Genomic DNA, 19,425 nt, shown 5'->3' with positions numbered 1-19,425 from the left:
GTATACTGGGCAAAGTTTAATAATATTAACTATGTGTGAGTAAGCAGTATGAATAAACAATGGCAAAGCCGAATAATAGAGCAATATAAACATCGTCCTAACGATAATCGCTCGCCGTGGCAGGTCGATCGTTCGCGTATTATTCATGCAGCTGCATTTAGGCGTTTGCAAGCTAAAACCCAAATTATGGGCATTGGCCTAAACGACTTTTACCGCACTCGCCTTACCCACTCTTTAGAAGTATCGCAAATTGGTACTGGCATATTGCGCCACTTAAAAGCGCAACATAGCGACTTTACGCACTTTCCATCAACCGGACTGCTAGAAACACTGTGTTTGGCGCACGATATTGGCCATCCACCTTTTGGCCATGGTGGTGAAATAGCGCTAAATTACATGATGCGCGATCACGGTGGTTTTGAAGGTAACGCACAAACACTGCGCATAGTTGCAAAACTTGAGCCCTACAGTAATGGGCACGGGATGAACCTAACTCGTCGTACTTTATTAGGTTTTATAAAATACCCCGCGTTTATTAATACGCTTTGGCATACCATTCCCGACGATACAACCGGCCGTGCATTTATAAAAGCAGATGATTGGCGACCTGCCAAAGGGTTGTACAACGACGATGCAGCCATATTCAATTGGATAGTAGAACCACTGAGTCAAAACGATAAAACGTTGCTGGGTAACCATGGCGCTATTGATAAGTACCGCGCTAAAACAACGTATAAATCGCTCGATAGCGCCATAATGGAACATGCCGACGATATAGCATACGCCGTACACGACTTAGAAGATGCCATTGCAACCCATGTACTTACGTTAGACGATTGGCAAACTCATGCCCTACCTCATTTAAAAGCACTAAACTTTGACTGGCTAAACGCCATGCTTGAATCGCTGACCCAGCGCTTGTTTTCAAAAAATGATTATGAGCGAAAAGATGCCATAGGTGAGCTGGTTAATACCTTTATTATTCATATACATTTAGATATTCAAAACGATGACTTTGAATGCCCTATTTTAAAGTACACCGCTAAATTAGATGCCCAATACGACAGTGTATTGCAAATACTTAAGCATTTTGTGTTTCAACGTTTAATACGCGACCCCGAAATGCAGCAAATAGAGTTTAAAGGTCAAAACTTACTAATAGAGTTATTTACCGCGTTTGCTAGCGATCCGCTGCGTTTATTACCCGAAACAACACAAGCACAATACATAGAAGCCGAAAAACAAAACCAAGGTATGCGTATAATTTGCGATTACTTAAGCGGAATGACCGACGAGTACGCTTATAAAACGTATCAACGATTGTTTTCACCTATGCAATAGCTAACTGCTAACTACTAACTACTAACAAACATTAAAAAGGCCGAGTAAATTAAATTTACTCGGCCTTTTGCTCAGCTATTAAAGTTAGCTATTTTGTTAAAGCGCTTTTATAACGACTCTACGCCCATGTTATATAGCGTAAAACCAAATATATCAGCATACTGCTCAATTGTTTTACTCGTTGGTGTACCTGCACCATGCCCCGCATTTGTTTCTATGCGGATAAGCGTTGGGTTATTACCTGTTTGCTTTGCTTGAAGCTCAGCAGCAAACTTAAACGAATGCGAAGGGACAACGCGGTCATCATGATCGCCAGTTGTAATCATAGTGGCTGGATACTCAACACCTGCTTTTACATTATGAAGTGGTGAATACCCTTTTATGTATTCAAACATTTCTTTGCTTTGCTCACTGGTACCGTAGTCGTATGCCCAACCAGCGCCCGCAGTAAATGTATGGTAGCGCAGCATATCAAGTACACCTACAGCAGGTAGAGCAACTTGAAATAAGTCTGGGCGCTGAGTCATTACTGCGCCAACTAACAAACCACCATTAGATCCACCGCGAAGTGCTAAACGCTTTTTAGACGTGTACTTTTTATCTTTTAAATACTCAGCAGCCGCAATAAAGTCGTCAAACACATTTTGCTTTTGCAATTTAGTGCCGGCATTGTGCCAGTCTTTACCGTACTCACCACCACCGCGAATATTAGCAACGGCGTATACACCACCTTGCTCAAGCCATACTGCATTAACAGGGCTAAAGCTTGGCGTTAAACTAATATTAAAACCACCGTAACCGTATAAAATAGTAGGGTTTGAACCATCAAGCTTAATGCCTGTTTTATAGGTAATTACCATCGGTATTTTAGTGCCGTCTTTTGATGTGTAAAACACTTGCTCAGACGTGTAATCATCACTATTAAAATCAATAGCCGACTTACGATAAACACCCGATTCACCCGTAGTTACATCAAACGTATAAGTAGTACCTGGTGTTTTGTAGTTAGTGAACGAATAATAAAGCGTTGTTTGATCTTTTTTACCGCCAAAACCACGTGCTGTACCCACGCCTGGTAATGTAATTTCGCGAATTAGCTCGCCTTTTTTGTTGTACTGTTTTACCTGCGAAATAGCATCAACCATGTAGTTGGCAAAAAAGGTATCGCCACCTTTTGTAAGATTTAGTACGTTTTTGGTTTCTGGAATTAAATCAACCCAATTTTCAGGGCTTGGGTTACTTGCATCAACCGTCACTACTTTTTTGTTTGGTGCATTAAGGTTAGTAACTAAAAACAGCTTGCTGCCTTCGTTATCAATAACCGATGTATCTGAATCAGTATTTCCAACAACCGTTACAAACTCACTGTTTTCTTTTGTTAAATCTTTTATAAACAGCTTATTGCCTGAAGTAGACGTACTAGCTGAAATAAGTAAGTAGTGGCCGTCATGGGTTACATCAGCGCCTACATAGCGATGTTTTTGCTCATCAGTTTCACCAAATACAACACTATCAGCAGACTGAGCAGTACCTAGCTTATGGTAATACGCTTTATGCTGATCTGTTTTAGCCGAAAGCTCACTGCCTTTAGGTTTTTCGTAACTTGAATAATAAAAACCTTCGTTGCCTAACCAATCAATGCCACTAAATTTAACGTCAACAAGCGCTTCTTCAACTTGCTCTTTAGTATGTGCATCAATAACTATAATTTTGCGCCAATCGCTGCCGCCTTCAGATATTTGATACGCGAGTAATGACCCATCTTTTGAAAACGATAAACCCGACATAGACGTCGTACCATCGTCACTAAACTTGTTTGGATCTAAAAATACTTCAACGTCGCCGCCATCTTTACTGCGGTACAAAACATATTGATTTTGCAGGCCATCGTTTTTATAAAAATAGGTGTAATCGCCTTCAGTAAAAGGAGCGCCTATTTTTTCGTAATTCATTAGTTTTTCAAGGCGCTGCTTTAACTTATCGCGATAAGGGATTTGTTCTAAATAAGAAAACGTTAAATTGTTTTGCGTTTTAACCCAATCGGCAGTTTCTCTGCTCATATCATCTTCAAGCCAACGATATGGGTCGCTAACGGCTTCTTCAAAGTAGGTGTCTACGATATCGCCTTTTTTTGTTTCTGGGTATATAACTGCGTTAACTTGCTTCATTGGTGCTTTTACTTCTTCTTGAGTTACCGTATTAGTTGGCTCTGAACAGCCGCTAAGCGCTACAATTACAGCACATGCTAGAGTGTGTTTAAACATCCTGAGTTCCATTCTTATTTATTAATAGTGCGCCTAAGTTATTAACTTTTAGCCCTTTTGTCTATTTAGATGCGTTAAGCGCCATTTATCGCTGTAAACAAATGTAAACTTACGCTTTAATAGCACGACCCTCATTAAAATAAAAAACAATAAAAGAGCACACTATGCAAAGTAAAAACCCCACGTTTAAAAGCTTTAAAGCCTTCTACCCTTATTATTTAAAAGAACACCGCAACGTGATTTGCCGCCGATTACATTTTATAGGAAGTACACTTGTTCTTGCTGTAATCGCAATAGCATTATTAAAACAACACTACAGTTTATTGTGGCTATTACCTGTTATTGGATATGGGTTTGCGTGGGTCGGACATTTCTTTTTTGAAAAAAACCGCCCTGCTACTTTTAAACACCCTTTTTACAGTTTATGGGGAGATTGGGTAATGTTTAAAGATATGCTTGTTGGAAAAATTAAATTTTAACACTATTTTTAGCACTCTTTTTTATACCGATTACTTATAAAAACAAAATTGCTTCATGCTTTAAAGTATAGGTTCTAATAAGTAGTACATAATTTATAGTACACCCATTAAATGTTAATTTAGTTAACATTTAATGGGTTTATTTGTATTTTAAATTTTAAAAAATATTTATAGCTCAACAGCTATTTATTGCCAGCCCAATAAAAATGGTTCCCTACCCATAATTAATTTAACCCATCAATCTCGTCTTACCAGTTAATTAAACGTTAAATTTAATTTTTTAATATAATTCATTATCCATCAATTACTTAGCAATTACCTTCGCTATATAACTAAAACAATGATCATTATAAAAAACAACCAAATGTAATTATAAAAACCCTTAAATTAATTGAATGTTATTCAATTGACTGACTTTGTTAATTAAGTATATGTTCAAGGTAACAAAGAGGTTTGAGCTTTTTGTACAAAACTAAAATAATTCAATGGGTATGGGGAAATACAGCATGAATAGAAAACCGTTATTAAAATTACAGCAGTCGGTACCACAAATATTACTCGCCATGAGCGCATCAGCTGCGCTACTTGGTTCGCTCTCAGTAAATGCTGCAGAGCAAGACACCAAAGCAGAAGAAAACATCGAACAAATAAGCGTAATTGGCTCTCGCCGATTAGGCCGTACAGTAGAAGACAGCGCAGTACCCATCGATATAATTGGTGCAGATGCACTTAAAAATTCAGGCTTTACTGAAACGAATGCCCTGCTTAGCAGTTTATTACCCAGCTTTAACTTCCCACAAGCATCACTTACTGATGGCAGCGACCATGTACGTCCCGCTCAGCTTCGTGGCTTAGCACCCGATCACACCTTAGTGCTTGTTAATGGTAAGCGCCGCCACAGCAACGCATTACTTAACTTAAATGGCTCAACGGGTCGTGGTTCATCATCGGTTGACTTAAATGCGATACCTGCAAATGCTATTGCCCGTATTGAAGTATTACGCGATGGTGCAGCAGCGCAATATGGCTCTGATGCGATAGCTGGTGTTATTAATATTGTACTTAAAAGTGCCAGCAGCGGTGGTTCAGTTGCGGCTATATATGGTGCTAACGTAACCGAAATGGACGGTGTACCACAGCTAAAATCAGTATCTGAAGGCAGTGATGGTAATTTAGCATTTACCGAAGGGGGCGATCGCTCTTTAACCGATGGTCAAACACTAACGCTGCAAGGTAATATGGGTTTTGAGCTTGGCGATAATGGCTTTTTAAACATCTCAACAGAATACCGCGACCGCCATTCAACTAACCGCTCAGACTACGATAACCGTGAAAACTACGCACGCATAGATGACGGTTCAGTAGATGGCGCGCTTGACCCACGTGAACTTACCGTAAATCGTTACAACCATAACTTTGGTAATGGCGATGTTGAAGATTTTTCAATGTTTTATAACGCAGGTTACCAGTTAACAAACGAAGTTGATTTATATTCGTTTGGCTCTTACAGCAAACGTGAAGGCGAAGGCGGCGGGTTTTATCGCCGTGCAAGCGATAGCCGTAATATAGAAGAAGTTTACCCTGACGGCTTTTTACCTGTTATTACCTCAGACATAGATGACTTTTCACTGGCACTTGGCGCTAAAGGTTTTGTAAGTGAATGGAATTACGATGTATCGGCCGTATATGGTCAAGATGCATTTGAGTTTGGTGTTATAAATAGCTTAAATACCTCATACGGCCCTTCTAGCCAAACAAGCTTTGATGCAGGAACACTTACCTACGATCAACTTACTTTAAACGTTGATTTTAGCCGCGAGGTAGACGTCAGCTTTTTAGAAAGCTCTGTAAACGTAGCTGTAGGTGCTGAGTATCGCCGCGAAGGATACCAAATAGATGCTGGCGAAGAAGCATCATATGCACAAGGTACATTTGGCCCAGGAGGCGCAGTAACCGACCCAGTTGATGGCCCATTTGGCGCAGCGGGGGCACAAGTATTCCCGGGGTTTACACCCGAATCAGAGGGCGATAACAGCCGCCACAACGTGAGCTTATATATAGATCTTGAAACCTACCTAACCGACGATTGGAATTTAGCGGTTGCCGCCCGTTATGAAGATTACTCGGACTTTGGCGATACACTTAACGGTAAAATTGCAACTCGTTATTCATTAACTGAAGACTTAGCACTACGCGCCTCTGTATCTACTGGTTTTAGAGCACCTTCTTTGCAGCAACAATACTTTACCTCAGTGGCCACTGTATTTGTTGATGGCGAACCAACCGAAACAGGTACGTTCGCACCAAGCAGCGATGTAGCAAAAGCACTGGGCTCACCGGGTCTTGATGCTGAGGAAGCAACAAACTACGGCGTTGGTTTTACATGGTCTACCGACTTTAATTTCAGCTTATCGGTTGATTACTACCAAATATTAATTGATGACCGCATTGTGTTATCAAACAACTTATCGGGCGATGCTATTGCCGATTTACTTCAAGGCACAGGCGCTAACCAAGGTCGTTTCTTCTTAAATGCAATTGACAGTAAAACCCGTGGTGTTGATGTGGTTGCCTCATATAATGTAGCAACTGATGGTTACGGCGATTTAGCCTTTAACCTAGGTTATAACTACGGCAAAAATGAAGTAACAAATATTATCGACCCACCAGCAGAGCTACAAGGTGCAGGGTTTGATCAAGACAACTTGTTCTCAGGCACTGAGCTGCGTCGTTTTGAAGTAAGCACACCGCGTAATAAGTACAACTTAAGCGCAACGTGGACTAACGATGATATTCGTACCACTCTTAGAACAACGCGTTACGGCGAAACTCAAGACCCTTCAGACAACCCTGAACGTAACGAAGTGCTTAAGCCTAAATGGATAACCGACTTAGATGTAGCCTACTCGCTTAGTGAAAACGTATCGCTGAGCTTAGGTGCTAATAACATTTTTGATGTTTACCCAGATGCAACCCGTGAAAATGTTGACGATGTAACCACCTTCTCACGTTTATTTGCTTACTCTAGCTTCTCGCCGTACGGATTTAACGGACGCTACGTGTACGGTAAAATAGAAATGAAGTTCTAATAAGCAAAGCTTAAAGTAACCAAACACACAAAAGCCACCGATTAGGTGGCTTTTTAATGCGAGTTGCTATTAAATCTATAATTAGATTTTAGTTAACCAACCGTGTTTGTCTTCACTTTTACCCCATTGAATATCGTTCAATGCTTGGCGAAGGCGCGCAGTAGTTGGGCCTGGCTCGCCAGTACCTACTTTGTATTCTTTATCGTTATGAATAAACGTACCCACAGCAGTTAGTACAGCTGCAGTGCCCGAAAGCGCCGCTTCAGTACCTGGTTTAGCAGCACGCTCTAATAGCTCAGTAACGCTAAAGTTACGCTCGCTTACCGTCATACCTAAATCTTTTGCAATGGTTAAAATACTATTACGCGTTACACCGTGTAAAAACGTGCTATCAAGCGCTTTAGTAATAATTTCGTTGCCATCAATAAGTATAAAGTTAGCAGCACCGGTTTCTTGTACGTCGCCACCTGGGCAAAATAAAATTTGATCTGCTTGATACTTAGTTCGTGCAGCACTAATAGGTGCTAGAGCACTGGCGTAGTTACCACCACTTTTTACCATACCCATGTGCGGAGCGCAGCGCATGCCATCTTCTTCAAGCAGTACGCGCAGTGCAGTTGCACCACCGGCAAAATAATCACCTACTGGCGATAGTAACGTGTATAAAAGCGAGCTCATTGATGGCGCAGCCGCTTTACCAATTGCCGCCTCAGTACCAATGTGCGTTGGGCGAATATACATAGAGCCTGGTGGTAATGGCGTTTCATCTGCGTATTCACGCATAATATCGATAATCATCGTTTTTAGCATATCGCTGTCAAAACTCGGTAAGCTTAATAGCGCTGAGCTTTGTTGCATGCGTGCAATGTTTGCATCCATTCTAAAAAGATAAACAGAACCATCTTCATGGCGAAAGGCTTTTAAGCCTTCAAAACATGTACTTGAATAATGAAGAACGTGTGCACCAGCATGAAGTTCAAGTTTATCGGAAGGGACAATTGAGCTCTCGCTCCATTTATTATCAGAAAAACGAGCTTGAATCATCTGCGGCATAAACACGGTACCAAATGCGGCCATTTTAATCTCTCTTGTGTGGTCTATTTCCCTCCATTGTATGACAATCACCCGCCATTTAACCATAGCTAAAGTAAGGCTTTTTTAATTAACTATGAGAATTTTTTGCAAGTGCTGTTTACTAATCAACCGTATTGAGTGCAATAAACAAAAAAATCGGTCAGTGTAGTTACACAGACCGATTTTTTCATTCGTTAATTAAAACATGTTTATTTAAACGAATATTTAATAATACGTTTTAACACCGACGTATACTGTCTAAAAAAACCACCCGTATGATAATCAACACCGTGTTTTTTCAAAACAGCTTGTACTTGTGGCGCAACTTCTTGATAGCGCGAAGACGGCATATCAGGAAATAAATGATGCTCTATTTGACAGCTCAAATGCCCTGTTAAAACATGAAACCAATGTGGCCCTTTAATATTAGACGAACCCAGTACTTGGCGGTAATACCACTGCCCTTGGGTTTCGTTTACGCAGTCTTCTTGTTTAAAAGTTTGCGTTTCTTCGGTAAAGTGACCACAAAATATTATGGTCGACGTCCATAAATTACGGATTAAGTTTGCTACTAAATTACCGGCCAATACCCATAAAAATAAAGGCCCTGCAAGTAACGGAAATATCGCATAATCTTTAATTAATTGGCGAGCGCCTTTACTAAAAAAGCGCTGCTTTAATTTAGAGTGTGATACAAGACCTTCACGGTTTTCTTTCTTTTTACCAATAAAAACACGCTCTGCAGCTAACTCGTGATACGACACGCCCCACTGAAATAACACACTTAAATTAATATACGTAAAAAACTGCCATACATTTTTAAAACGCCACTTAAAATCATCGCTTAAACGCAACAAGCCATAGCCAAAATCACGGTCTTTACCAATAATATTAGTATACGTATGGTGTTCAAAGTTATGAACTCGGTGCCAACTTTGCCCATCGCACGCTATGTCCCACTCATAATGTTGTGAGTTAAGTTGCTTGTCGTTCATCCAATCGTATTGACCATGCATTACATTGTGGCCAATTTCCATATTGTCTAAAATTTTAGCAAGTGCTAATAGCAATACACCTGCAACCCACAATAATGGCTGAATAAAACCAAGCATTAGCAAAATTCGCCCGCTCCATTCACACACTCGCTGTTTGCGCACAACAGAGCGAATGTAGTCAGCATCTTGTTGACCTACTTTGCCAAGGGTGTCCATTTTAATGGCATCTAACTCGCTTGCGAGCATGTCATAGTTAATGTTTTTCATAATTGTAACTCCAAATCACTAACAGGTTGGCTTACGCAAAGTTGTATTAACTGCTCGCCGTTGTCACTCAATTCACCTGTTTTTAAATTGCGTACCACGCCTGACTTTTTAATACATTGGCATTGATGACAAATACCAATACCGCAACCGCGTTTAACGGGTAGCTTTTTTTCTTCAAACTGAGGTAGTAAAGCATCGTTGCCCGATACAATATGGGCACTGGCGTTAATTTTTACATTAAATTGGCTGTCATCGTTTAAGCTAGGCAGCGCCAAACCAAATGCTTCTTGGTAGTAATTTAGCTTATGCGTTTTAGCAAAATCGCTCACTGTCTGCATAAATGCTGCAGGGCCACAGCAGTAAATGTCTGGGTTTTCCCACGGCTTAATATTGCTGGTTATATCGTTTGATTGCTCACGCGTTAATAATAAAAACGAAAAATGCTCAAATTGCGCTGCCAACTCACTTAGTTCATCAACACATTGATGCTCAGTAGCTTTTGCGTAATACACCAACGACACTTTTTGCGTAGTTTGGCTTAAGTAATCATCAAGCATAGCTAGCATAGGTGTTATACCCGAGCCGCCTGCAATAAAAGTGGCTGGCGTGTGTGTGTTTTTAAATACAAAGTCGCCACTTGGCGCAGAAATATTGCACCACAAACCCGCTTTTAATGCGCTGCTGAGTAAGCCAGTAAAGCGCCCTTGCACATTTGTTTTGATTAGTAAGCGCACCAAACCTGTATTTTTAAATTGCTGAGCGCTTGAAGCCACGGTAAAAACGCGTGTTAATAATCGCCCATTAATTTCAAGCGTTAAACTTATATGCTGCCCTGACGTATGCGCCTGCCATTGTTTGCTTGGCTTAAGCTGCACACTTAAAAAACCGCCATCAAGCACAGCTGTACTAACTACTTGCGCTCTAAACTGCCCTGCACGCCATGCAGGTTTAAATACCTGCATTATTGGCTCTATGTAGCCTGCAAAACTTTGATGGTGTAAAAACCATTTTGAAAATTGGTTTAATACTTTAATTATCATCACTATTAATCTCTTGGATCGTAAAATACTTAACGTTTGAACTTACACGTGTACGCTCAAACTTCAGCGCACAAGTGTACGCTGAAATTTTTAGTTTTCAACCCCAATAGAGTAATTATTCAATTTTTTATTAGCGCTAATTACTAAACAATTTTCTGTTAAAAGGTCATCATATAAAAATATAAGTGTGTGTTTTTCATTCAACTCAACGCTTAACAAATTTATTTATGCCATGTTAAGGTTATGTAAGATTGGATTAATTTTGGAAGCCATAATGATAAATTTAATGTCACATAACACACTCCCTAAACTAATAAGTGCAGGCTTAGCCGTTGCTATGTTTGCTACTAACGCCCCCGCAAATGCAAAAAGCGATTACGTAAAAAACTATAAACAGCTAGATACTTTATCGCTTAACGTTAACGCAGTAACAGCGGCAGATGGTGTGGTTATACCTTGGGCTATTGAGCCTTTAGCTAATGGTGATTTGCTAATATCTGAGCGCAGCGGAACGTTATTTTTATTACCTAAAAATACCACTACGTTAACTAAAGTCTCAGGGCTGCCCAACATTGACGCTAATGGCCAAGGTGGATTGCTTGATTTATCACTACACACCGATAGTAAGCAAAACCAATGGCTATACTTTAGTTACTCAAGTAGTGAGGGCAAAGGAAGCGGAAGTAACACCGCCTTAATGCGCGCCAAGCTAAATAGCGATCATACGCAGCTGTCTGATCAGCAATTGCTATACAAAGGCGAGCATAATAGTACCAAAGGCCAGCACTACGGCAGCCGTATTGTGTTTGATAATGAAGGTTATGTTTATTTTTCAATTGGCGATCGCGGCTCGCGCGACATAAACCCGCAAGATCTCACGCGGGACGGCGGTAAAATTTATCGCTTACACGAAGATGGTAGTATCCCAAGCGACAATCCGTTTGTTAAACAAAAAGATGCAAAACATGCGGCATGGTCTTATGGGCACCGTAATCCACAAGGCATGTGGTTTGATAATCAAAATAATATTTTATGGTCTCACGAACACGGGCCACGCGGCGGCGATGAGCTTAATATTATAAAAAAAGGCGCTAACTACGGATGGCCTTTAGTAAGTTATGGCGTTAACTACAGCGGTACCAAGTTTACCGACCTTAAAGAAAAAGACGGCATGCAATCGCCCGTATTACATTGGACCCCTTCAATTGCCCCTTCCGATATGTTGTATGTAACGAGTGATAAATACCCAAAGCTTAAAGGTAAGCTATTACTAGCATCAATGAAATTTGCATTTATTAGCGCTCTGGAACTATCAAAAGGTAAGGTTGTTAAGCAATATAAAATACTCGATGGAATTGGCAGAGTACGCAGCCTAGCCCAAGGCAGTGATGGTTTTATTTATTTAGGTATTGATGGTCAAGGTATTAAACGCCTAGAGCCAGAAACGTAAACACTAGAACTAGCACACAGTACGTTAATAATTACACCGTGTTTACTGTGCGCTTTAAAAGCGCAAAGTAAACATTTTCACCAAACAAAGAACTATTAAGCCCATTAATGCGTACACTAATTACATATAATTTAATAAATTAAGAGAATAATAATGTTTTCATTTTTAAAGCCTGACCCAATAAAAAAACTGCGTAAAGAATACGACGTAAAACTAGAGCAAGGCATGCAGGCACAAAGAAAAGGCGACATTAAAAGCTTTGCCATGTTAAGTGCAGAAGCCGAAAAAGTTTGGAGTGAAATAGAAATTCTAGAAGCTAAAAAAGCCAAGTAAATTCGTATTAAACGTGTCTGTCCTGTTTTAAAAGTAGGAAGACGCGTTTAGTAAATAATTAATGACCTCCTTTTTTACAGCTTCCACCAGCCCTAAACCACCTTTTATAATATGCTTACACAAACAAGTGTGCTTAAAGCGGTTACTTACGTTATCGCTGGCGTTTTTTAGTGACTATTAAATGATTTAAAATCGGATTTGGTTTTCATTTTAAATACTTAATTGCTGCATTTATGTACCGTGCTGGCGTTTTTCCTCATAAGTCAAAAAATGAGGACGTCTTCCTCTTTTCTGCATATTATTAAAAGAACATCCCGACTTAAAGTTTAATACTCGCAATGTGTTACAGGATTTGTTATTAATATTAAAAATAATTAAGAGGACATACATTGCTCATAAAAAAGAGGAAAGTGTCCTCGATAAAGCTGTTAGCGGTCAAAGGTAGTTATGAGTAAAGATTCAGATTGGTATATCTTTCAGGAAGACATAAAAGATCACTTTGATTCGCTAGGAGCTGATGCAGAGACTAACGTCCGAGTTCAAGGTGTACGAACTTGCCATGACGTTGATGTATTCGTCAAAACCAAATTTTTGGGTGAAAACATTACTTGGATTGTTGAGGCTAAACATTGGAAGAGTAAAGTGACCAAGGCTCAAGTGTTAGCACTTAGGTCGATTGTAGAAGACATAGGTGCAGATCGCGGATTTATTATATCTATAGCAGGGTTTCAAAGCGGTGCATTTGAAGCGGCTGAAAGCACCAATGTAAAACTTAAGACCTTCGATGAACTGAAGTCTGACACTAAGGGCATCATTGAGGCTGAGATTTTAAAAACCTACTATAAACGCCTTGTACTTTTGGAAGATAGGTATTGGTCTCACTCTAAAAGGGTGAGAATTGAATATGGTCTTCGTCACGATGTAATAGACTATTCAATGCAATTTACAGGGCAACAATTACTAACAACAGCGCGAACAGCAATAATGGCTGCTGAGGAGCGAAATTACCCAATCGACTTGGAATCCTTTCTAAAGGAGCAACAGGGCGAAAAAATTGCACATAACTTTCAGCAGCTTTCCATGTGGTTGAATCTCAACTTAAATCATTTTGAAGAGAAGCTACTTAATGCTGAATGGGAAATGTACAAAAATGGTGATTATAGCCCTGATACAAGTAGAACTAGAGATAATGAAACAACCACCACTGAAATGATGGCTAAAGCAATCTACAACGCAGGAAAAGACCGCTAACAGGGCCAGCCAGAGGGACCAAAAACCGCCGCTTCGCTCTGGTTTTTCGGCCTCTGCTGGCGGCGTTAACTTTCATGGAGAGAGTCGTGTCATTCGAACCTACATCTTATAATAACGATTACAGATTAACTAAAAATCAGCATTTCCATATGAAAGCTATTTTAAAAAGGTTTTCTCTAAATAATATGTTGCAGGTCAGCTTTAAAGGAGCTGAGACTAAATCTATTGGAGTTAAAGGTTCTTGTTTTCTTGGCAATAGAGCATGGTCACAAGAATGTGAAACATTAGTGAGCCATCCAATAGAGAATAAATTTTTAAGGGAAGTTGATCGAATTGAAAGTGGAGAAAGTATTTCAGATCATAAGGCTATATCTGATTATCATTTGTTGTGGTATTTACGGTGGCACTACTCCATAAATCAGGCAGAGGATTCAGAGTTATTTAATAATTTTCCTTGTGGAACTCTAGATAAAAATACTGAAGAACTCATTGAGTCATTAGGTAAAGTTCCTGTTAGAACTGGCGGTAAAATTGCTGGAAGGTTTACTGCTACTCTAGATATTAAACAATTACTCATCGATAATAAGGATGTTTATTCGGGTTATCAGTGGCAAATATTAGAGTCTAATGATAAAAAATTCATATCGGCTGATTGCTATGCAAAGTCAATGGGGATGGCAATATCCCCCAAGTATTATTTAATGGCGATTAAAGGGGGTGAAGAAGAACATCGAGTAATTAATAATGTCGAAGTTAATGATCTTAACCGAAGCTCAATTGAAATAGCACAAAATTTTTATTTTGGCTGTAATGAAAGTTAATCGGGTAGCCGGAGGTCTCTAACCTCCAGCCCCACACCACCCATCATGCGGGTCAAATGAAAGTGAATGCCTTACTTCACGCTGCGGCGACTGTATTGCCTTGTTCATAATATAGAAAAGCTGCAAAACACGATGCATTAAGAAGGGTAAGCCCTCTTACTCTAAATAAAAGCCACTCAAACACGCGTAATCCCTTCCAAAGCGCCAATTAAAACAATATCAAACACTTCTATATTCTGCGTAAAAATACAGTAATCAATTGAACCAAAATAGGAACTCAGCTATGGTTTGTTTATCAATAAAAACAAATTTAAAAACGAGTTAATCTACAGGCTCGTTATGTGACTATCGTCTGTAGCAATTCCTGATTATTGAATTTATTAATGAAATGGTAGGTTAATGAAGGTATTTTTAGATACAAATATTTGGCGCTATATAGCAGATACTGGAGCTTTCAATACTTTAGTGGAAACTGCTTCAAATAATGGGATTGAATTGGTAGTTGCGCCTGCTTTAGTTCATGAAGTTAGACAGCTGAGGGATGATACCCTACGGAAAAAAATTCTTAACATTATTGCAAGTCCTCGTTTAGTTCGCTTAATGCCTGAAATTTATCTTGAAGCTGAAGATATTAAGAAAATAATGGAGAAGTACCGTAGAGAGTGGCTAATACCAAATCCCGACGGTTCTGAATGTGATTCATTAATAGATAACTGGACAAAATCCGAAGGCGGGTATTGGGAAGATGTAGCAAATGATATATCACCTCCAGTTACAGATGAAAGCCAACGAGGAGAATTGGAGCATGAGCTTGCACAACAAGAATCAAAAGAAATTCGCGTACGGATAAATGAGAAAAAATCTGTATTGCCTGCATCTTTAGATCTTAAAAAGGTCTATTTTCCTCTATCTGCTGAAAATTCAAAACCTGAAAGGGAGTTTGTTGAATACTGGCGAGCTCAAAGTTTGTATCTTTTTAAAGCTGAATTTGCAATTTATACCAGTCCATATCGGGAGTGGCTTGATTACTTCATTGAAGTTTCAAAAATTGAAAGTCAATCGGATTTGTTGGCTGGTCTATGGTACAACGAGGTTTCGATTAATGAACTACCTAGGGAGTGGTTACGTGGGGCATTCATGTATCTACAATGCTTTCATAAAATAACCTCTGGCACACCCGGAGATTCGCAACTAAGTTCACATTTAATAGATGTCGATGTAGTAATGTCCGCGGATAAGAATTTTATTCGGTTTGCAAAGCAGTGTAGACAAGATGCTCCATTTTCAATTGCTCAAGAGTACTTAATTTCTGCAGGTTCAACTGGTGTTGAGGAAGTAATACAACATATGCGTGAATTAAATTTATAACGTATATTCAACGTCACATAACAACACGCCCTGAGATGGACAGCAAGCGCTAAAGCTCACTTTCCACCGCAAATTTTAACAGCGGTGATCCCTTACTTTTCAATGCGGTTAAGTAAGTTGATTCATCGTAGGGCGTATGTGTTTTCCAGCACCTAAATAGGATTCGTATCCACTTAAATGCCAATGATCTGATGATGGTATTATGAGGTTTTCCTTTGGCTTCTTGCTGCCGATAATATGCTTTAGCCCAAAATGAATAACGCACAGATAATCCAGCCCATTCCACAAATGTTTGCCTTAAAGAAAAATTAGGATGACACCCATCCTAATTACCTTGAACCGACTTTCCTTTAAATAAAAAGCGGAACATTACAGTGAACAAAGGCATGAATAAATTGACCTTACGGGGTCAAATGAAAGTGAATGCCTTACTTCACGCTGCGGCAACTGTATTGTCTTGTTCATAATATAGAAAAGCTGCAAAACACGATGCATTAAGAAGGGTAAGCCCTTTTACCCTAAATAAAAGCCACCCAACCACCCTTAATCCCTTCCAAAACGCCAATTAAAACAATATCAAACACTTCTATATTCTGCGTAAAAATACAGTAATCAATTGAACCAAAATAGGAACTCAGCTATGGTTTGTTTATCAATAAAAACAAATTTAAAAACGAGTTAATCTACAGGCTCGTTAGGTGTACAAAATTGAGTTACGAGAAAGCGTATAAAATATCACTCATATTCTTTTTAATGATTATTCTTGTAGCTGTATTTGTAACACCGCAAGTCGAAGGTTATGGGGATTCAGTGGCAAGTGTTGCAATACTTGCTCTGTCAGGTCATTGGATTATTCATAATGTTATTGCTTTTAAATTTGGACAAATAGATATTAAAGGCTTTATGGTAAACCGTACAAAAAATCCCAAATCGTTTGGGTTAATACTTTTTTCAAAAGGTTTATTTTCAACATTATTTATATATCTGGTTTTGCGTTAAAGTACACCTAACAAGGCAAAGCAGCAGGACTAAAAACAGCTGGCCGTTGCTCGTGCCTCGCCATTTTGGCCAACAATTTTTAGCCTCTGTTTGAGGCGTTAGTGCTCAAAGGAGAATTGATTGTCTATCTATGTGAAAGATGAATCTGGCAATGAGCGATTGGCCCACTTGGCCAAAGAAGACTGGGAGCTACCATCCCAAATTGTCGAATTGGAAAAATGGCTAACTGAAAATGAAAGTGTAATTAGTCCAGGGGCATATACCGCTGATATAGGATTTTCTATGCGCAAGAATGCTTGCGGTGGTGGTGCCATACTTTCAGTTGAGGCCATGAGAATTATGTCAAAACTAGGCATCAAACTATATTTGTCTGAGTATCCAGATGATTAATACCCAAAGCACTAACAAGTTTGTCCAGCCAACGTTTCGGTCTTCGCTCCTTTTTGTGCATGGCCTACGGCCATCTTTGCACAAAAATCCACTACAACCAAAACGCGGCTGACAAAGGCGTTAGGTGTACTCATAGCATGGTGTCATTAATCTTAGATTTACTTGCTCCAAAAGCTAAAGCCGAATTCAATTTTGAGTTGAAAAATGGTTATGATAAATTCATCGATAACTTGAAGTCACAACATAAACCTTTAAATAGTAATAGCTCAATATTAAAATTCCGAATCGAAGGTGATTTTTTTTCAGATTTGCGTGCTACTCAGGTTGTTGTTGGTAAAAAAGCGAATCCAAAACATTACGCTAAAGTTGGTTTTGATCTGGAAGTTCATTCTTTAGATAATAATAAAGTTTTATTAAAAGCAGAAGAACGAGTCATTTTTGGTTACATAGAGCTTAAGGCTGTAGGCAAAGCTTTAGCTTCAATGCTAGAAAATTTAGCTTCTAGTTCGGAGAAAAGTAGCACCTAACAATGGTTTTCAAGTCGGACAAATTACAGTTGGCTGTTGTTCGTACCTCACACATTTTAGCCAACTGAAATTTGCCGCTTAAAACAGCGTTAGTTTTAAATCTAATTGAGTTGTTACGCATAAATGGAAAGATAAATATGGATTACAAATTGTCATTGGTAACATTTTTTCTAGGCTTGTTGCTAGGGCATTGGTTATCAATTGGGCGAGATAAACGTAAAGAGTTTAACGAGAAAGCATTAGAGTTAAATTCAAAGTTTTATGACTACATAGAAAAAGACAATGATCATTTTCTACCTAATATTAAAGATTTAACTTTGTTTGCTTCTTATATTCCTTGGCGCAAACGCCGGTTATTTATAAATTTAGTTAACCAGTTTAATGATTCATTATCTAACGATAGAAAATCAAAGAATATAGATCCAATTTCAGGAATACCAAATATAGATCCTGAGTATGTATCACAAAAAAAAGTACTCGTGGGTAAATTACGTAAGTATCTTAAGCGTACTTAAAGCTAACAAAAACAATATCAAACACTTCTATATTCTGCGTAAAAATACAGTAATCGATTGAACCAAAATAGGAACTCAGCTATGGTTTGTTTATCAATAAAAACAAATAAAAAACGAGTTAATCTACAGGCTCGTTAGAACTTACTCTAGTTTTGAGTGAAAATTTAATCATGGTGTTAAATCACAGAGGAAATAAATGTCAGTTTTAATTCCAAAAACAGATAGTGAATATCAAAACTGGATAAAATCAAATCTAGTTGGTTTTGTCGCGAATACATACAAAGTCCCATCTTCAAAATATATGGTTTTACACACACCAATGTAGAACGATCAATGAATTAGCTTCTGTCGCAAGTGAAGATGCTTTTACAAATAATGGTTATACAAAAATTTGTTCTGAATCAATTCAAGGCCTAAATAACTGGTTAGTCGAGAATGGTTTCTCATTTAGCAAAGAGTGCCAAAAATGTAATCCACGAGATCCATTAGTAATCTCAGAACAAGATGCAAAACAATTAAGGTCTAACTTTAATAAAGACAAAGGGAAAAGTTACCCTAGAGATAAACTCTTAAGTAATCGTGAGTTTATTATTTCATTGATTCGTAAAGGTGTTTCACCTGAAGACGCATTTAATATGGCCACAGAGTAAGTTAAGTGTAGGTAAGTTCTGACAAGAACATTAAACGGAATTTGTTCTTCCCTCCCGTTTAATATACCTCACGATTATTTTTTACCATACACATTCTCAGGGTTTATTTGCATTAGTAGTGCGGGGTTGTCTATCGGTTTAAACCCGTATTGCGCATAAAGGCCATGTGCATCAGAAGTCGCTAATAAAAAGCGCCTGAGCCCTTGCAGCTCAGGGTGCTCTACTATCGTTTTAATAAGTAACTTACTCAGCCCATTTCCTTGCGAGTGCGGGGCAATAAATACATCGGCTAAATAGGCAAAGGTTGCTTTATCGGTCACGACTCGGGCAAAGCCAACTTGCTCGTTATGAGCGCTGTAAACACCAAAGCACATTGAGTTATCAATAGCCGATTGCATCACGCTTTTAGGAATGCCTTTGGCCCAATAGCTATTAGCAATAAAGTTATAAATAACGTTAAAGTTAAGTTTGCTTTTTTCTGTGCTTATTGAGTAGTTACTAATGTTTACTGTCATAAGTTAGTAGTCTTTTTTATCAATGTTTTTATAAACATTTCTATAGAACGTTCCTAT

At 38.9% G+C, this 19,425-nt stretch carries 17 protein-coding genes and 2 pseudogenes; 13 read left to right on the top strand and 6 right to left on the bottom strand.

Features of this window, described 5'->3' with window-relative positions:
* The first annotated feature begins 48 nt into the window (after positions 1 to 48).
* Complete coding sequence (locus I6E70_RS04355; RefSeq protein WP_165726369.1) at positions 49 to 1,341, top strand: anti-phage deoxyguanosine triphosphatase; 1,293 nt, start codon at positions 49 to 51, stop codon at positions 1,339 to 1,341.
* A 107-nt stretch (positions 1,342 to 1,448) separates the two neighbouring features.
* On the opposite strand, the gene I6E70_RS04350 is transcribed toward I6E70_RS04355, so the two are convergent.
* Positions 1,449 to 3,605: a prolyl oligopeptidase family serine peptidase gene (locus I6E70_RS04350; RefSeq protein WP_197188108.1), complete on the bottom strand. Its 2,157-nt coding sequence runs from the start codon at positions 3,603 to 3,605 to the stop codon at positions 1,449 to 1,451.
* Between the two features lie 164 nt (positions 3,606 to 3,769).
* On the opposite strand from I6E70_RS04350, the gene I6E70_RS04345 reads away from it, so the two are divergent.
* Positions 3,770 to 4,084, top strand: a complete 315-nt coding sequence (locus I6E70_RS04345) for a DUF962 domain-containing protein (protein WP_165723651.1) — start codon at positions 3,770 to 3,772, stop codon at positions 4,082 to 4,084.
* Between the two features lie 506 nt (positions 4,085 to 4,590).
* Entirely contained in the window at positions 4,591 to 7,173 is a 2,583-nt protein-coding gene (locus I6E70_RS04340) for a TonB-dependent receptor plug domain-containing protein (protein ID WP_197188107.1), read from the top strand.
* Between the two features lie 81 nt (positions 7,174 to 7,254).
* Here the strand turns inward: I6E70_RS04340 and I6E70_RS04335 are convergent, their stop codons facing one another.
* From I6E70_RS04335 to I6E70_RS04325, 3 genes are all read right to left on the bottom strand, one after another.
* A complete protein-coding gene (locus tag I6E70_RS04335; RefSeq protein WP_269435109.1) occupies positions 7,255 to 8,313 on the bottom strand; it encodes a branched-chain amino acid aminotransferase in 1,059 nt (352 codons plus the stop codon).
* Between the two features lie 143 nt (positions 8,314 to 8,456).
* Entirely contained in the window at positions 8,457 to 9,509 is a 1,053-nt protein-coding gene (locus I6E70_RS04330; protein WP_197188106.1) for a fatty acid desaturase family protein, read from the bottom strand.
* Positions 9,506 to 10,549, bottom strand: a complete 1,044-nt coding sequence (locus tag I6E70_RS04325) for a flavin reductase family protein (protein ID WP_197188178.1) — start codon at positions 10,547 to 10,549, stop codon at positions 9,506 to 9,508. Before I6E70_RS04325 ends, I6E70_RS04330 begins: the two co-directional genes overlap by 4 nt.
* 274 nt (positions 10,550 to 10,823) lie before the next feature.
* Between I6E70_RS04325 and I6E70_RS04320 the strand changes: the two genes are divergently transcribed.
* The 5 genes from I6E70_RS04320 to I6E70_RS04300 all read left to right on the top strand — a co-directional run bounded on the left by I6E70_RS04320 (position 10,824) and on the right by I6E70_RS04300 (position 15,772).
* Positions 10,824 to 11,999 carry a PQQ-dependent sugar dehydrogenase gene (locus tag I6E70_RS04320; protein WP_197188105.1) on the top strand — a complete coding sequence of 392 codons (1,176 nt, stop codon included), beginning with the start codon at positions 10,824 to 10,826 and terminating at the stop codon, positions 11,997 to 11,999.
* 153 nt (positions 12,000 to 12,152) lie between these two features.
* Entirely contained in the window at positions 12,153 to 12,332 is a 180-nt protein-coding gene (locus I6E70_RS04315) for a DUF6435 family protein (protein ID WP_197188104.1), read from the top strand.
* 447 nt (positions 12,333 to 12,779) lie between these two features.
* Complete coding sequence (locus I6E70_RS04310; protein ID WP_197188103.1) at positions 12,780 to 13,583, top strand: restriction endonuclease; 804 nt, start codon at positions 12,780 to 12,782, stop codon at positions 13,581 to 13,583.
* A gap of 86 nt (positions 13,584 to 13,669) precedes the next feature.
* Positions 13,670 to 14,404 carry a hypothetical protein gene (locus I6E70_RS04305; protein WP_197188102.1) on the top strand — a complete coding sequence of 245 codons (735 nt, stop codon included), beginning with the start codon at positions 13,670 to 13,672 and terminating at the stop codon, positions 14,402 to 14,404.
* A 399-nt stretch (positions 14,405 to 14,803) separates the two neighbouring features.
* Positions 14,804 to 15,772 (top strand): hypothetical protein, encoded by a 969-nt coding sequence (locus I6E70_RS04300; protein ID WP_197188101.1) that lies wholly within the window; start codon positions 14,804 to 14,806, stop codon positions 15,770 to 15,772.
* A 49-nt stretch (positions 15,773 to 15,821) separates the two neighbouring features.
* Here I6E70_RS04300 and I6E70_RS20635 read toward each other — a convergent pair.
* A pseudogene (locus I6E70_RS20635) lies at positions 15,822 to 16,073 on the bottom strand (IS110 family transposase); the annotation flags it as partial.
* Between the two features lie 64 nt (positions 16,074 to 16,137).
* Between I6E70_RS20635 and I6E70_RS20890 the strand changes: the two are divergent.
* The 5 genes and pseudogenes from I6E70_RS20890 to I6E70_RS04280 all read left to right on the top strand — a co-directional run.
* A pseudogene (locus tag I6E70_RS20890) lies at positions 16,138 to 16,270 on the top strand (transposase); the annotation flags it as partial.
* A 210-nt stretch (positions 16,271 to 16,480) separates the two neighbouring features.
* A complete protein-coding gene (locus I6E70_RS04295) occupies positions 16,481 to 16,771 on the top strand; it encodes a hypothetical protein (RefSeq protein ID WP_231609578.1) in 291 nt (96 codons plus the stop codon).
* A 120-nt stretch (positions 16,772 to 16,891) separates the two neighbouring features.
* Entirely contained in the window at positions 16,892 to 17,161 is a 270-nt protein-coding gene (locus I6E70_RS04290) for a hypothetical protein (RefSeq protein WP_197188100.1), read from the top strand.
* A 137-nt stretch (positions 17,162 to 17,298) separates the two neighbouring features.
* Entirely contained in the window at positions 17,299 to 17,688 is a 390-nt protein-coding gene (locus I6E70_RS04285; RefSeq protein ID WP_165742163.1) for a hypothetical protein, read from the top strand.
* A gap of 137 nt (positions 17,689 to 17,825) precedes the next feature.
* Positions 17,826 to 18,203: a hypothetical protein gene (locus I6E70_RS04280; RefSeq protein WP_197188099.1), complete on the top strand. Its 378-nt coding sequence runs from the start codon at positions 17,826 to 17,828 to the stop codon at positions 18,201 to 18,203.
* Between the two features lie 724 nt (positions 18,204 to 18,927).
* Here I6E70_RS04280 and I6E70_RS04275 read toward each other — a convergent pair.
* Positions 18,928 to 19,368 (bottom strand): GNAT family N-acetyltransferase, encoded by a 441-nt coding sequence (locus I6E70_RS04275; RefSeq protein WP_197188098.1) that lies wholly within the window; start codon positions 19,366 to 19,368, stop codon positions 18,928 to 18,930.
* Between the last annotated feature and the right edge of the window lie 57 nt (positions 19,369 to 19,425).

The sequence above is a fragment of the Pseudoalteromonas sp. NGC95 genome, from assembly GCF_015864705.1.
Classification (GTDB): domain Bacteria; phylum Pseudomonadota; class Gammaproteobacteria; order Enterobacterales; family Alteromonadaceae; genus Pseudoalteromonas; species Pseudoalteromonas arctica.
This window is presented reverse-complemented; position numbering and strand designations above follow the sequence as displayed.